We start from the raw sequence: 14718 nt of genomic DNA on the forward strand, positions 1-14718 counted from the left end.
GCCTTTCGCGCAGGTCCGCTCGACTGCAGGGTTGGGCGTCACCGAGCCTTGCTAGCAGCAGAGTCACCGCTGGGCACGTCGGTTGAATTGCCAAATTTGCAATAGCTCGGATTCGCTTCAAATTGCGGATCACGAACACCCTTCGCAACAAGCATTTTCCGATAGTCTTTCCAGTTCATGTTCGGATCCCCCGGACGGAGAAATTTCTCAGGGACGATCCTGGGGAGGTGGGCAGATCTCTCTTTGGCATTGTTTGCCCACGCCGATTCGCCCCCCGCACTAACACCTGCAAATATCGCCAACTCGTCAAAGCTTCCCACCTTGCTTTCTTTCATTGCTATCAATAGAAGGCGGTCCGATTGGACTCTTGAGCAGCCTTGGGTCCAGTACAGAAAGTCATGTATAACGGCGGCTCGGCCGTACTGGCCGTGTGGCGATAGCCCGAACGACCAAAGTGGCTTCGGAATTGACGCGAAGTCCGTTACAAATCCCTTCGGTACGACAATCTTCTCGTTCGTCGTTCCGATCCTATACTCCATGTCTTCGATCGTTATCCATTCGGCATTATCGCCAAAGGGGCGAACCACGGGTGCCTCGGGGGCTTGCTTGTTGAAGCCACAAAGCACGATTTCAAGTACAGCGAAGGCAATCGCATACCAAATCTTTTTCATCTCTTGTGTGCTCCTAGAATTTCCACCACGCCCAGACCAGTGACGCCCAACGTCTGAATTCACCGGCCTGCGCGGCTTTTCGCGCAAGTCCGGTTGACTGCCGGGTTCGGCGTCGTGTTATTGGACGAGCGCATAAAGAACTTGATCTATCAGTTGGCCGTCTTTGAGGACGCTCTTACGAAGAATGCCTTCACGCTCGAAGCCAGCCTTTTCGAGAACCCGCATGGATGCGGGATTCCAGGCGAAGACGGGGGCCTCCAAACGCACGAGCCCAAAGTGAGACAAGGCATATTCTGAGACAACGCGGACAGCGACTGTCATGATTCCCCGCCCCCAATATTCTTCATCGAGCCAGTAGCCGAAGTGCCCCGATTTTGCATAGATGCCTTCTCCGAGATCGACGCCGATTCCACCGACTGCAACGCCACCAACTTCAATAGCCCAGTGGGTGGGTTCAGGCATTGCGGCAAGCAAAGAGAACCAACCCCTTGCGTCAGCTTGGGTGAATGGATGCGGGAAACGGTGATGAAGGTTGCGCCAAACATTCCGATTGTTGGCCGCGGCGACCAAAGCTGCGTCGTCGCCAAGCTGCCAATCTCGAACGGCACACAAGTCACACTCGATTCGCATCGCAGGCACCATCAAGACGCCGAACGCTGAATTCACTGGCCTGCGCGGCTTTTCGCGCAGGTCCGGTGGAATGAGTGGTTAGCCACGGCGTTCTCCTGGCAACACAATTGATCTCGAACCTCGCAGTGAATTGAGATTTTCCGGTTCACTGTCTCTGATGGTAAACGGGCCAATTTTCCGTTCCAAGAAGTCGAACCACTTACGGCCAAGATTATCAATGAACGTCACAAGGGAGCCGGGTGCTCGATCACTATAGGTCGGCGCCCACATTAAGCGGGGCACATCTGAGCCTTGAAGTTCCACGTAGCGATTGACGGTGATGTACACGAGGCAATCTATGGACGAGTATGAGTGTACGAGGAGTTGAGCTGCGAGTGCGCGAACCAATTCTGGACCGATGGCGGTGAAACCGTTGTTAGCAAGAACAAGAACGCCGGTAGATGAGCGAATTCCGAAGTGTTTCTTTGTGTCGCGGAGTTGACGGTTCGCTTTCTTCAGAATGCGCGATATTGGTGGGCGAAAAAGTCGCACGAACTCTAAGTTGAACCAGGCTGGGTAGTTGCCCGTGCCTCCAAAGAGAACAGGTTTCCAATTGGGGTCTTCGGCAAGGACTCGGTTCATCAGTTCATCAAACCCTTTGCGGAATGCCTCGGACCCGGAAAACTCTGTTTCGATCTCCTTCAATTCCGCAAGGACGCTGACCTCCTTGAAGATGAAGTCAGCATTCTCAAATGTTCTCGGTTCCGGAATGAGCCGCGAAACGATCTCTCCACCCGCGCCAAGTACAAACTCTTGCCACGTCGGCTCAACTGGTATTGGGTCATGGGGACCAATGTCCCAGAAGCCAGGGATGCTAGGCATAGTGGCTAACGAGGCTGTAGAAAAACATGTTGAGGGGTGATTAACCCCGATTTTGGAGGGTGCCTTGACCCCTCCCAGATGGAAGATCGCCGATTACAGCGCATCGTAGAGGGTCGAATTTTTTTGCACGGTTTCAAAAATCCTTCTGCGGGAGGTTTTCCACAGCGTCAACGTTTGAGGTAAGCGGCAAGACGCCGCAGGCAGCTTGTCCGCTTGACTGAGGTGTTATGTCTCATTTCACTGCGATTCTTTCGAGCTGCTTGTAATAACCAGCTATCGCGTCAACGAAACCTCGCGCCTCTTCTCGTTTCCTGGTGAGTATGTCGTGCGAGAACCTTTGGTTGTCGAACTTTATCCAGTTTCCGACAAGATCGTACATGTTGATTTCGTAGATTCCAAGGATACCCGTCACATTATTCGCAATGTGATCCTGTATCTCCCGTATGGCCGGATTGAATGACCGGAGATCGCTGGTGTGCCAAAAATCGCGAATATCGGCTAGTATGTCCATCACGTTGTGGTCAATCTTGAACGCCAACTCAGAGTATTCGTGGAAGAGATACGCGAACATCTGAGAATAATTTAGTAGGTATTTTTGGACGAGCTTGATGTCCTCCTTGCTGTACTCAGACTCAGAGTACTTTGCATAGAGCATGTCGCGATAGGTCTTGACTTCGACTTGCGTGTAGTTCTTGGTTTGACTTGTCGTCGAGTCAAATTTGTCGTGGTGCACTAGGCACAGCCAAACTAGATTTTCGAATCTATTATCGCTGTGATCACCGTTCAGGTGTGCGATTTGCCCGGGCCGCTCAGATTCGTTCCCATCGAGAAAGACACAGAGAGGACATCGCCGCTTGCTCTTGATGACAACGTCTGCTTGCATGACGGGCGGTATAGGTTTTCTTGCCATGGTGGACGGGCTCACTCAGTGCCGTGAGACATAACGTTTAGCTTGAGAGGCGCGAAAACAGGCGGCAAAGCCGGCTGTTGGAGCGTCCATCTCGAAGCGTAGGTTAGGCTGAGCCAGTTGCATTTTTATATGCTTCTTCACATAGTTCATGAAACCCCCCCCCTTCTCACCATCACCAGTCAACATGTCATGGCGATGTTGTCGCGCCGTTTTCCAGAAGTTTTGATATTTTGCATTTGCGAAGTGCTCCTTTAGTTCGGCTTTGATTTGGTCTTCATTTAGGCGGTCAAGCTTAAACAGCGTCTCAATATGAGAGAGATGCATGTTTACAAAAACGTTTTGCATGAACTCCTTTTTATCTTGTCCTGGCGAACTCCAGACCTCCCAAAGATCATCTTCACGGATTACTAGACTTAAGAGTTCATTGTGAGACGCGCGAGTGGCCGTCTCGATTGCAGCAGTGAGCTGCCTTTCCATCGTCTCAAGCTGGTCTTTTGTTGTGTCTAACTGACTCTGTAGGGTTTCAATTTGTTTAGATGCGACTTCTTTCGCACCTTTTGCCAAATACACAGCGGCGAGCGCGCCTAAGAGACCGCCACCAACTGATCCTAGTAGTGCAGCTACTGCTTGTGCAGCGATGATAGACATGTCCATGGCGGTATCCTTTCGGCGCCTAACGAGGCTGTAGAAAAACATGTTGAGGGGTGATTAACCCCGATTTTGGAGGGTGCCTTGACCCCTCCCAGATGGAAGATCGCCGATTACAGCGCATCGTAGAGGGTCGAATTTTTTTGCACGGTTTCAAAAATCCTTCTGCGGGAGGTTTTCCACAGCGTCAACGTCTGAATTCACCGGCCTGCGCGGCTTTTTGCGCAGGTCCGGTGGAATGATGGGTTGGGCGTCTACTTGGCAATACATTTGTCTTTGGTAAGAAAGCGACTGGAGTAATTTCTCTTTAGGATTCCGAATCGACGCTCCCATGATAGAGGCATGTAGTCATCGCCCCCCACGGATTTGTTTACATATTCTTCAATTTCCCCAATTCTCTTGCACGCATTTCGGGCGTCACTATCAACGATCTTCCAAATGCCGCCCAGAATCAGTAGCACAAAGACAACGAGACCTATCCCCCAACACACAGGAAGTGCGCCATTTGCCATAAAGCCGATAAGCGCCACGATTGCTGCGATGCACGCACCGGACATTTGAATTAACAAGTTGTTGCGTTGGAGCAGTTCCGCGTGAAGAACCTTATATTCCTCCACCGCGATCTTTGCGCGTTCAAGCTCGTCCTTATCCATGTCATCACCTCCACAAGAATTGGTTGAGATCGACATCCAGCTGGCAACAATTACGAAAACGCCTCGTGGATTGTTTGGCCTCGAGAGGTACGTAGCTTATGCCGTTTACACGGGACTGGAGACGCCCAACGTTTAGCTTGAGGGGCCGGCCAGCAGCGGGCGAAGCCGGCTGTTGGGCGGTCCCGCTCGAAGCGATTGTTAGGCATTAATGGCACCATGTTGCTCAAGTAGCTGGGGGAAGGGCCATTTATAATGGCAAATATATTCAAGAAGCCCTGAACCCAATTTCATCTTCCCTGAGTTTTGTAGAAAGCCATCTGGAAATTCTAGGTGTTGATTCATCTGGAGAAATAGTATGTATTGCGAGAGTAGCTCACGAAGTATTTTTTGGTGATTCTCACTCATTAGATGAACTTGCTCTACCGTCAGGTCACCAGTTTCTAGAAACTTAAATAGCAAATTTTGTTTGGAAAGATTGAATTTTTCCTTTATGTCTTCACCGATAAAGCATCTCTGCGTGAAGTCATAGATGATTTCCTGAACTTCGCTCGCTGTCGTCATCCGATCCCCCTGGTTGCCTTGTATGTTCAGCCTACCGATTCCGTAGAAGAATCGGCCGTTGAGCGGGGGCGTAGAGCCCCTGTGGTTGGCGACACGACAGCCCGTTGAAGCCTTGGGCGGTCCAGCCCGTACGTTAGCGCGGGGCGTCGTGTCGCATGTTCTTGTAACCCGGACAGTTGATCGGGCCATTGCAAGCCCGGATTTTTGCAAGGCAGGGTACCGGAATGAGCAACCATGAATTGTTTATCGGCATCGACATCGCGCAAGACTGGCTCGACCTGGGCTGGCATCCCGGCGGCCACAGCCAGCGGATTGACCATAGCGAAGCCGCCATTGCCGGCCTGTGCGAGCGGCTGCGCGCCGAGTCGCCCACCTTGATCGTGATGGAAGCGACCGGTGGGCTGGAAACCGATCTTGCCAGTGCGCTGGCGGCAGCCGGGTTGCCGGTGGCGGTGGTCAACCCGCGCCAGGCACGGGACTACGCCAAGGCCTGCGGCCGGCTGGCCAAGACCGACCGCATCGATGCCCTGATGCTGGCCGCCTTCGCCGCCGCCATCCGGCCCCAAGTGCGCCCCCTGCCCGACGAGGAAACCCGCGCCTTGGGCGACCTGCTCGCGCGTCGGCGCCAGCTCATCGATATCCGCGTCCAGGAGAAACTGCGCCTGGGTCGCGCCTCGGCCTTCCAACGCGCCAGCCTCAAGGAACACATTGCCTGGCTCGACGAACGGATTGCCCGCCTGGATATCGACCTGACCCATGCCTTGAGAACCTCGGGGGCGTGGTGCGAGAAAGACGATCTGCTCCAGGCCATTCCCGGCATCGGTGCGGTGACGCGGGCCACCCTGCTGGCCCTGCTGCCCGAGTTGGGCACGCTGGGCAGCAAGGAGATCGCCGCCCTGGCGGGTGTGGCCCCATTCAACCGGGACAGCGGAAAACATCGGGGCGAGCGGGTCATCTGGGGTGGACGTGCCCAAGTCCGGCGCGCCCTCTACATGGCGGCTGTCTGTGCAATGCGCTGCAATCCGGTGATCCGGGCGTTCTATCGGCATCTGCGTGACCAGGGCAAACCCGCCAAGGTCGCCCTCACCGCGTGCATGCGCAAACTGCTCGTGATCATGAATTCCATGCTGAAACATCACTCTCCCTGGAATCCTTCTATTGACTTTCAACACAGTTGCTAACGTGAAGGTAACCGGCCTCGCGCGGCTTTTCGCGCGAGGTCCGTGTTGACCGCAGGGTTGGGCGTCATGGCCGCTCACCCTCCGCAAAGAGGCTGCACCAATCAATGTGCTTGCCGACACCCTCAAAGAGTTCGGTATCCACGTACCTTCCCGGCAACTCCTTGCGGCAAGCCTTCAAATATCTTCGGACGGCTTCAAATATTCCGTCGTTCGTTTGCGGATACGGAATGTCGATCTCGGGAGCAAGCTTCCACGTTTGGTACTCAAGGGTTTTCGTTCGCGTGCGAACCACCCTTTGTTTCCGAACGCCGTAATACTCGCCGCGGACTTGCGACCCAAGAAAATGTAGCCGAATGTAGCCAATGATTTCATTGAACCGCCAGCACCCACCGTAAGTGTGTTGAAGGTGGTCTCGAATGGCGATGTTGTGATGTGGATCGGCCGCCTCTTTCGCACGCATTGCTTCGTTAAACGGCGAACCTTCTGGATAGACCACGCCCTCGATGTACTTGTCACGTTCGCGGTAGTACCTCTCCTCGGGGAGACGGTAAACCGGGATGTCAAAGAAGTATCGGGAGGCCACTATGATGACGCCCAACGTTTGAAATGAGCGGCCTCGCGCGGCTTTATGCGCGAGGTCCGCTCGATTGATGGGTTGGGCATCGCGGGGATACGACTACGCATTGATCGAAATTACCAGTTGCTGACTGGACAGGCATTTCGGAAGGATGGCTTCTGGCACTTGGCGTCCATGCTTCTCCTTTGCCGCATAGTCCACCGTTGGCCCCATTGCTTCTTCGTGCGCAAGCCCGACAAGCTTGAAGCCTTGGCTGTGATCCAAAGTTTGAGCGGCCTTGAGTAGGTTACTGAGATAGACGCCACCGCTTGCGGTGTCGTAAGAGACCTGACCAACTGAGCAGGAATACAGCAATGCTTGTTGTGGTATCGCCTGCATGATGCGATTTTCGAATCGCTGCCGAACTTGACTCACGGATTCCCGAAGAGAAAAACTCAACGAATCCATCGCAATGCTCTTCTGCACCGTAGAAGAGATAGAACGACAGCAGTCATAGACGTTCAATTGTCTTTCCGCCATTTTCCGGAGCTTGGTTTCTTCAATGGATTCTCCTGCCCCGTTGATTTCAAGAACGGTTTGTCGAAGAACTTGCCCACCATGACCGCTAAATAGCACTATGAGATAGTCTAGCGACTGCCTCCTTAGTTCATTGACCTTATCGAGCAGGACGGACTTGCTGGCATTTTCAAGAACATCAATTTCTGAGTCATACCAAGCTCCCCCGGCGTTACTCTTGAGAAAAGCAAAAAACCGAGTGATATCCACCTGAACGCCTTGTAGCCCACTCGTATTGCCGATCAATAGTGCCTTTCGTTTCATCCTATTTCCCCTTTAAGTAGCCTTCGACAAGCGCAACGAATGGGCGGTCGTAGGTGTCGACGTTTTCATATGCTTCGGTCGGGTCTCTCCAATACCTGGCATGAATTCTCGCCCAAGGTTTGAGCGCGACATGTTCGTCAATCTTGTCCTCGCAATACTTGTGATACTTGGCCAGCCGAGACATGTAATTGAAGACTAGGGTGCAGTAGACCTCATACCTCAGGGCCTTCTCGTCGTTTCTGTTATAGCTGCTCGTCCAAGTGCTTGTGAAGTCTTTGCTTTCCAAATACGGGTATTGGATTGCAATTTTAAGAATCGCGTCCAATTGTTCGTCGAGGCTCTTGCGAGAGTTCAGCCTTGTCAGCAAGAGCGTGATGGTTGCAGACGTGGCAGCAGATATCAGGGTCGCAATTGCAGCAGATGTTATGTCCATGCATGTGCTCCGTTAGCGCAATAAGGTGATAGTGATGCCCAACTTTGTATTAGCCGACATAAATGTCGGGCTAATTTCTGAAAGTCCGATATCACCAAGCCCATGTCGGTATAAATCGCTGGAATGTCCACTATCACCCCCCTTATGTCGGGCTAATTTTTTATCTGGACAAACAGGCTCACGTCGCGAGCCTGCACCTCCTGCACACTTCCTTTCGCCGCGTTCACACGGTCTTGCGCCAATATGATCGGAGTTAGGGGAGTCGTCAATGTAAACCACCACGTTGCCAGTTGCCACTGGGACCACCGGTTCCCTTCGGCAACCCAGGCTGATCCCTAGTCTGCGCGAGGCACTACGTGTTCGTCGCTATAGTCCCAAGACTGAGAAAGCCTATGTGTTGTGTCCTGGATGCCCTTGTCTCCCGCCGGCGTGGTTTACTGTTGGCGCGGGACATTCTCCAGGAGTTGAAGCGATGCAAGTGAGACTGCACAAGAACGCCACCACGACCCCGAAGACGCGGGCGATGATCCAGGCCAGCGACCTGCCCATGACGGTCCTGGCCGAGCGGCTGGGCGTGACGGTGGAGACCATCGCGCGCTGGAAACACCGCGATTCGGTCGAGGACCGCTCCCACACTGCCCATCGGCTGCAAACGACGCTCAGCGCCGAGCAGGAAGCCATCGTTCTCATCTTGAGGAAAACCCTCGATCTGTCCCTGGACGACCTCCTGGCCGTCGTGCACGAGTTCATCCACGCCACCATCACCCGCTCCGCCCTGCATCGTATGCTCAAGCGGCATGGTGTCTCGAAGCGCGAGCCGGTCGAGGCGGGCAAGCCCAAAACCAGGCCCTTCAAGGCTTATGTCCCCGGTTTCGTCCATGTCGACGTCAAGTACCTGCCGCAGATGGCCGACGAGGACAAGCGGCGCTACCTGTTCGTGGCCATCGACCGGGCCACCCGCTGGGTGTTCATCGCCGTGTATGCCGCCAAGACCGCTGCCAACGCCAAGCGCTTCCTGGCGGCCCTGGCCAAGGCCGTACCCTTCCACATCCGGACGATCCTGACCGACAACGGCAAGGAGTTCACTGGCATGGTAACTGAGGTGGAAGGTTTGCATTCAGCGGCAATCCTGCAGCCTGGTTAGCAATCTGATTCATGGGGTCGTTATAAGGAGCCAACCCCAGCGGGTCAGTAAAGGTCAGAGGGTTGGCGTTCGCGTACTGATACAAATTCAACGCGAGGTGGTAGCCGATTACCTGGAGGCCGTGGAACTGGTGGAGCCCACCGCCGTGCCGCGCGTGGTGCCCAATGATGCTGACGATGACCAGGTGATCGCCTGCGCCGTCGCCGCACAGGCCGACCTGACCGTCTCCGGCGACCGGCATTTGCTCGACCTGGGGGACAGCTTCCAGGGGGTTGCCATCGTCTCGACAGGCCAGGCGGTCGCCTTGATCTCAGCGGGTTGATCCCGCAAAGCGGTTAACCCAGGTCGCGCAGGCTTACAAGGACTTCACGATGCCCCGATACCAAGCGGATGGGCACGCGTCCAGAAACGCCTGTTTCCTCGCTTCCGCTTCCTTGTGTTTTCCCGCTTCACGAAGGGAATAGACCGCATCGGTCACCATCATGGTTTGATGGTTCCAGTCTGTGTCCGCCTTGGCGATCCGCGAAACGAGCGCCCCCCAGTCATCCTCACTGATCTCTTCACCGGGAAAGAGATCAGCATGTAAGAGGCGCAGCAGGTCAACCTGGGCGGCCGTCATCTCCGAACCAGCAGCAAACCGCCCTTCCTTGAATTTCCAGATCAGGGCGTACGCGGCCTTGAGCTTGCTACTCACAGCGATCCTTCTTTTTCTTCGGCTGGCACATGTGGAACGGCCAATCGCCTGAACCTGACCCCAAACAGAGATCGAGACAGGCATTGCAGTTGCCGGCCCAGCCATAGTTCTTGCAGTTCGCGTAGGTGCGAATGCAGAAGTCCTTGTTTTCTTTCGGCCAGGCTTCGCCGTCCGACCCGCTGTCATCGCCTGGCCAGCTAGGCCAGCGTGGCGTTCTAAAGTAACTGCCCGAATCCTTGCCGCCCATTCCTGGGAACAGCCCGCCAAAATCATCACCGCGCGAACCCCCGGAGCCATAGCCAGGTGTGACCGGCCCAGGAACCGGGAACGGTACTGGGCCGGGAAGCACCCCTGCCAACCCATTGGGGTCCACGTAGGTCAGCGGGTTCTGATTGGCATAGGCATACAGATTCAAGCCGCCTTCCAGCCCGATCGGATCGGCCTCGATATACCGTCCGGTGCTCGGATCATAATCCCTGTAGTAGTTGTAATTAATACCAGTCTCGGCATCGAAATACTGCCCCGGGAATCGCAGGTTGAAAGTGAACGCCCCCAACCCGGAAGGATTCTCATTAGGTGGTGCAGTACCGAAGGGTGGCGAGTTCCAGACCCAAACCGGCTGGCCTGACGTGTCGTCGATCTGCCTGGGGGTATCTAGATGGTCGGTGTGGACATAATAGGTGCCGCTCGCTGTCACTACGGCAAGGGGAATGTCGCCGAGCCAGAGAATCTCACGGCGCAGGGCACCGTTTCCGGAGTACTCGCCTACCAGATGGTTGGCCTCGTCGTAGGCAAACAACGTCGTCGTGCCGGACGCCGTCTTGCTGACCCGCTGGCCTTTACCGTTGTATTGATAGGTGGCGACATCGGTGGCGATGAGTCTTCCAGCAGCGTCATAAGAATAGTTATGTCGTCCATCGTACGTGACACTGCCGTTGGCGTCGTAACTGTAACTCAGCGAAGCGTTTGCCATGATAACCGATGAGATCCGGTTGCTCGCGGGGGCGATCTCAAAGGTGGCCGGGGACGTACTGGATACTTGGCTCGTGCGATTGCCGTTAGCATCATATCTATAGCTGATAGCCTCCCCTGTCCCGGAGTAACTCGTGAGCCGGTCCAGAGCATCATAACCATAGGCCCAGCTTCCGTTTTGGTTGAAGTAACCGGAGTTAGTCAAGCCGATGACGCGGTTGCCAGTATCGTAGGCCAGTCTCCCAAGACTATGTTCTGTAAGTCGCCCACTAAGGTCATAATTCCTTGTCACTCGCTCGCCGTTGGCAAAGACCCACGCGCCCGGATCTCCAAAGGGTTCGCTAGCAATAGTCGAAGCCAACGCCCAACCATCCAGCGTAACGCTCTCGATTTGCGATGCGTTCCAGGAAAAGTTTGCTACATGTCCAGATGGAAGCGTAGTGCTGACGAGATGGCCAGTTGCGTCGTAAGCATACTCTGTAGCCAAGCTAGTTCCGCCGATTGTTTGTCTCTTCTGAATGACGCGGCCTTCGTCGTCGTAAGACCAAGTTGTCATTCCCGAAGTGTCTTGCATCGTTGTTAGATGCCCTGCACCATTTTCACCTTGATCGTAGATGTAAGTGGTGGTGTTGCCATCGTGGAATGTTCTGTGGGTGAGGCGATTGAGCGCATCGTACTGATAGGTGTTGGTTTGACCTTTGGCGTCGCGCTGCTGAAGTAGGTTCCCTGCAGCATCGTAAGAAAAAACCGATGTGCCCGTATCCGGGCTGGTCACCTGGATAACGTTGCCAAAACCATCCACGGTGTAGCGGGTGACCAATCCCCTCGGATCTGTGACGGCGACTAGATGATCGCTTGCATCATATTCGAAACGGGTAATGCCTTGTAAACCATCCGTGATTTTAATAAGGCGATTCAGGACGTCGAACTGCTTGAGGGTGGTCCTATTGCCCATGGTTGTGGTGGAGTTAACATTGCCCAGCAGGTCATGGCCGAAGATCGTTTCTTGCCCCAGAGGATCCTGTATCTTCAACAACCTGCTCAGTTCGTCATACACGCGAATCTGTGTACGACGCAAACTATCGGATGGATCATAGACGTCAACCTTGATCCGATTGCCGGCGGCATCAAGGGTGTAATGAATTCGGTTGCCAATATCATCACGTAATTCATAGAGGCGGCGCGCATTATCGTAGAAATATTGCACGCTAACCCCATTCGGTGAAAGCGATATACTGGACAAATTGCCAACAGCATCATATTGATAGGTCGTTGTGTGGCTGGTTGTCGTTCGAGTACTTAATCTCCCCATTCCGTCGTAAGTCATCGTTGCGGTGACGCCATTGGGATCTGTAACCATTTCTGGATGACCAGATGGGTTAAGAGCAATGGCTTGCCACACATGACCCGCAGCGTTCGTCACTTTCTGGAGATAGCCGCGCGCGTCATATTCAAGCGTGGTCGCGTCTTGGTTACCGGAAAGGGGGCCGTCGATGAGACTGATCAGGCCTCGATCGTTGTAGGTAAAACTCCATGTGCGTGTGTTGCCGTGAGTTGAGTAGGGTTGTGAATGTTGTGTCGTGTCGGTTTGTGTCAGGGTCAGAAGCCTGCCACTGTCGTCATATGCAAAGTCAGTGGTAAGACCTGGTCTTACGATCTGAGTGGGAGTACCAAAGGCCGGATTCCATGTGTATGAGGTAACCCGCTCGGACGAAGTGCCGAAAGCCTCTGTGACGACCTGCATACGCCCATCCACATCGTATGTATATTTCGTTGTATTGCCGGCCTCATCTACGACGGAAGTTTTTCTCTTGTCGCTGTCATAGACAACGGACTCCGCTGTGCCGACACAGTTGGAACTTGGATTACCTACCACACTTGTCAGGAGAGGCTCACTCGTTCCCTGTGTCACCTTGTAGGTGTAAATGGTCTGCTTGCCTAGTGCATTGGTGACAGTACGGTAGACGTAGCCTTGAGTTGATGAATAGCCGATTGTGACGGCATCGGCACCGTTTTCGTGTTGCGCGGAAAGTACCCGACCACTCGTATCGTATTGCCAAGTGGCATAGCGAACCCCAGCGTTATCAACAATGCCAGTTAACAAAGATGGCGTATTGGGGTCGTCGTAGATGTATGTTGCGCTATCCACGATGCCAGCTGACGCGCTATTGCGCGTAAATGTTTTCAGACGCACGAAACTCAGTCTATTGCTTGGGTCGTCGGTCTCACCCTCATAGCTATAGTCGAGAACTGAGCCGTCGGGTAGCGAGATGGTCTTGATAGCGCGCGGAAACAGAATACCGGTGTCGTCAGAACTCTCCACATAATACCAAGCAATTGAGATGGTGCGCCCAAGATTATCTTCGATTGTTTGCAGTTCATCCTTGCTCCCATAGGTGAGGTTCCAAGCGTAACCGCCTCGATAGGTGATTTGCATCGGGCGCGCTTCCGCATACTTCTTTGACCAATTGGAGACGAAAAGCTTCATGCGTATCTGGTCACCGGAGCTAGTCGTGATAACAAACTGGCCACCGTTGGTCAGGATGTCGGCATAGCTAATCTGGTTTCCGCTGGGATTGACAAACTGGACTGTAAAATCGGTAATCGCATCACCATTCACCGTGACGGTCCCGTCGCTGTTTAGCTTGAAGCCGTAATTGCTCCCATCTGGCGAAGTAATTCCAAAACTGCCGTTATATGAGAAATAGTTTGGGATCAGAGCCAATTCCCACTGGAAATTTAAATGCCACAGATCACCCATACCAAACGGTAATGCATAGGTGGAGAAAGAGCCCGGACTCATGCCGTACTTGCTCCGGTAGGTCCGCACTATGGTCAGCTTCTTGTCGGCATCCTCATAGTCCGTTACCTGTTCATAGAGTGCGCCCGTTGATACGACTACAGGATCACCCACGAGCGGATTCGCATTCGCACCATTGTTGTAGTTGCATGGCGGGCGTGAAAGTTGAGGTTCATTAACAGGAACGCAGATACCGGGGGGACGAGCTTATGCCAGACGCTGTCGGTTTTTCCATCTGCATCAACGCAGTAAAGGTGTGTTAAGGAAGGTAGCGGTGCAACTGGATAGGGCCCTTCCGTGTGAGTCTTCCAGTCACACTGATAGCTTCTCCAAGACCCTTGGTAGGGTGCGGCAGTAACCGGCCCCGGATTACCTGGTGCATAGTAATCATGCTGGTACTGGCATGCCGATCCTGGCGATGAAAACCATGTGTACGTACCGTTAGTGGACGGCACCGTTCCCCATTTCGCCGTAAAATCTGCGTAGGATGGAGACGTGATAAGCAGCAAGATCAGGATAAATCCCTTAGTAAGCCACCCGTCGCCATATCGCATAAACTGCAAGTGCTTCCGATGCATTACCTTCCCTTCATGTCGGGCTCTTTTTACCCGTTTTATCTTTTTCTGAATTGAGGGATTCCTTAAGGCAGGGAGAGCGCCGATGCAGGTACACATCGGCTCAGGGTAGCTAATCCGATTCGGAAAAAAAACCATGAAACCCTTGCCGTGTTATTGGAATCCATCCCATGAATACCCTTGTTGGGTAAACAGACCTCTTTTGTTCTTGATGTCGGGCAACTTACCGCGACCTAGTCCTTTGCTCGGACCTTGGTTATCTTAAAATAATACCTTTAGATTTTTTCTGCAATATTTCAGCGGACTCATCTTTACGTGTTCGATGCGCTGGGCCAGTTCGAGCGAGATATGATCTGCTATCGCAACAAGGCGGAATTGGCTGCCGCTGCTGCTGCCACGGGTGCAGAGGCGGAGGCAAGTCTGTGGTCAACGACGAAAAGCTGCAACGGGCGCGGGAGTATAGGGCGAAGAAGCTGAACGTCCTCCATACCCCTGCGCATCTCAAGATCGGCACGCCCCCTCTGCACGCGGCACTGCTCTCTACGAGCGAAGCGGACTCCTGACGTTCCGAACAGTCGCCCTCTGAAAA

General features: G+C 53.7%; 14 protein-coding genes and 1 pseudogene. 3 read left to right on the forward strand and 12 right to left on the reverse strand.

What is annotated here, in order from left to right:
• Window positions 1-38 precede the first annotated feature (38 nt).
• From EZJ19_RS07905 to EZJ19_RS07935, 7 genes are all read right to left on the reverse strand, one after another.
• Window positions 39-671, reverse strand: a complete 633-nt coding sequence (locus EZJ19_RS07905; protein WP_131446366.1) for a DUF1353 domain-containing protein — start codon at window positions 669-671, stop codon at window positions 39-41.
• Between the two features lie 117 nt (window positions 672-788).
• On the reverse strand, window positions 789-1337 hold the full coding sequence (locus tag EZJ19_RS07910) for a GNAT family N-acetyltransferase (RefSeq protein ID WP_206199367.1): 549 nt from the start codon (window positions 1335-1337) through the stop codon (window positions 789-791).
• A 42-nt stretch (window positions 1338-1379) separates the two neighbouring features.
• The gene (locus EZJ19_RS07915) at window positions 1380-2162 is read right to left on the reverse strand and encodes a hypothetical protein (RefSeq protein WP_131446368.1); all 783 of its coding nucleotides are present in this window, start codon (window positions 2160-2162) and stop codon (window positions 1380-1382) included.
• 232 nt (window positions 2163-2394) lie between these two features.
• Window positions 2395-3087 carry a hypothetical protein gene (locus EZJ19_RS07920; RefSeq protein WP_131446370.1) on the reverse strand — a complete coding sequence of 231 codons (693 nt, stop codon included), beginning with the start codon at window positions 3085-3087 and terminating at the stop codon, window positions 2395-2397.
• Window positions 3088-3726, reverse strand: a complete 639-nt coding sequence (locus EZJ19_RS07925) for a DUF6082 family protein (RefSeq protein WP_131446372.1) — start codon at window positions 3724-3726, stop codon at window positions 3088-3090.
• A gap of 248 nt (window positions 3727-3974) precedes the next feature.
• On the reverse strand, window positions 3975-4373 hold the full coding sequence (locus tag EZJ19_RS07930) for a hypothetical protein (protein ID WP_131446374.1): 399 nt from the start codon (window positions 4371-4373) through the stop codon (window positions 3975-3977).
• Window positions 4374-4571: 198 nt separating this feature from the next.
• On the reverse strand, window positions 4572-4934 hold the full coding sequence (locus tag EZJ19_RS07935; RefSeq protein ID WP_131446376.1) for a hypothetical protein: 363 nt from the start codon (window positions 4932-4934) through the stop codon (window positions 4572-4574).
• Between the two features lie 224 nt (window positions 4935-5158).
• On the opposite strand from EZJ19_RS07935, the gene EZJ19_RS07940 reads away from it, so the two are divergent.
• The gene (locus EZJ19_RS07940) at window positions 5159-6115 is read left to right on the forward strand and encodes an IS110 family RNA-guided transposase (protein ID WP_131446378.1); all 957 of its coding nucleotides are present in this window, start codon (window positions 5159-5161) and stop codon (window positions 6113-6115) included.
• A gap of 64 nt (window positions 6116-6179) precedes the next feature.
• On the opposite strand, the gene EZJ19_RS07945 is transcribed toward EZJ19_RS07940, so the two are convergent.
• From EZJ19_RS07945 to EZJ19_RS07955, 3 genes are all read right to left on the reverse strand, one after another.
• Entirely contained in the window at window positions 6180-6698 is a 519-nt protein-coding gene (locus EZJ19_RS07945; protein ID WP_131446380.1) for a hypothetical protein, read from the reverse strand.
• A 93-nt stretch (window positions 6699-6791) separates the two neighbouring features.
• On the reverse strand, window positions 6792-7511 hold the full coding sequence (locus EZJ19_RS07950) for a caspase family protein (protein ID WP_131446382.1): 720 nt from the start codon (window positions 7509-7511) through the stop codon (window positions 6792-6794).
• Window position 7512: 1 nt separating this feature from the next.
• The gene (locus EZJ19_RS07955; RefSeq protein ID WP_131446384.1) at window positions 7513-7944 is read right to left on the reverse strand and encodes a hypothetical protein; all 432 of its coding nucleotides are present in this window, start codon (window positions 7942-7944) and stop codon (window positions 7513-7515) included.
• 472 nt (window positions 7945-8416) lie between these two features.
• Here EZJ19_RS07955 and EZJ19_RS07960 point away from each other — a divergent pair.
• Together EZJ19_RS07960 and EZJ19_RS16050 are read left to right on the forward strand one after the other, a co-directional pair.
• Window positions 8417-9031 (forward strand): annotated as a pseudogene (locus tag EZJ19_RS07960) (DDE-type integrase/transposase/recombinase); the annotation flags it as partial.
• A gap of 154 nt (window positions 9032-9185) precedes the next feature.
• Window positions 9186-9410: a PIN domain-containing protein gene (locus EZJ19_RS16050; RefSeq protein ID WP_276320102.1), complete on the forward strand. Its 225-nt coding sequence runs from the start codon at window positions 9186-9188 to the stop codon at window positions 9408-9410.
• Between the two features lie 33 nt (window positions 9411-9443).
• Here EZJ19_RS16050 and EZJ19_RS07970 read toward each other — a convergent pair whose 3' ends face one another.
• Window positions 9444-9782, reverse strand: a complete 339-nt coding sequence (locus tag EZJ19_RS07970) for a hypothetical protein (protein ID WP_131446388.1) — start codon at window positions 9780-9782, stop codon at window positions 9444-9446.
• Window positions 9775-13668: an RHS repeat-associated core domain-containing protein gene (locus EZJ19_RS07975; RefSeq protein ID WP_131446390.1), complete on the reverse strand. Its 3894-nt coding sequence runs from the start codon at window positions 13666-13668 to the stop codon at window positions 9775-9777. The genes EZJ19_RS07970 and EZJ19_RS07975 overlap by 8 nt, the downstream gene beginning before the upstream one ends.
• Between the last annotated feature and the right edge of the window lie 1050 nt (window positions 13669-14718).

It is taken from the genome of Parasulfuritortus cantonensis, assembly GCF_004337445.1.
Lineage (GTDB): Bacteria > Pseudomonadota > Gammaproteobacteria > Burkholderiales > Thiobacillaceae > Parasulfuritortus > Parasulfuritortus cantonensis.

Coding starts and splice junctions, on each gene's coding strand:
- EZJ19_RS07905 (WP_131446366.1), bottom strand. CDS start 671: ATGAAAAAGATTTGGTATGCGATTGCCTTCGCTGTACTTGAAATCGTG.
- EZJ19_RS07915 (WP_131446368.1), bottom strand. CDS start 2,162: ATGCCTAGCATCCCTGGCTTCTGGGACATTGGTCCCCATGACCCAATA.
- EZJ19_RS07925 (WP_131446372.1), bottom strand. CDS start 3,726: ATGGACATGTCTATCATCGCTGCACAAGCAGTAGCTGCACTACTAGGA.
- EZJ19_RS07930 (WP_131446374.1), bottom strand. CDS start 4,373: ATGGATAAGGACGAGCTTGAACGCGCAAAGATCGCGGTGGAGGAATAT.
- EZJ19_RS07935 (WP_131446376.1), bottom strand. CDS start 4,934: ATGACGACAGCGAGCGAAGTTCAGGAAATCATCTATGACTTCACGCAG.
- EZJ19_RS07940 (WP_131446378.1), top strand. CDS start 5,159: ATGAGCAACCATGAATTGTTTATCGGCATCGACATCGCGCAAGACTGG.
- EZJ19_RS07950 (WP_131446382.1), bottom strand. CDS start 7,511: ATGAAACGAAAGGCACTATTGATCGGCAATACGAGTGGGCTACAAGGC.
- EZJ19_RS07955 (WP_131446384.1), bottom strand. CDS start 7,944: ATGGACATAACATCTGCTGCAATTGCGACCCTGATATCTGCTGCCACG.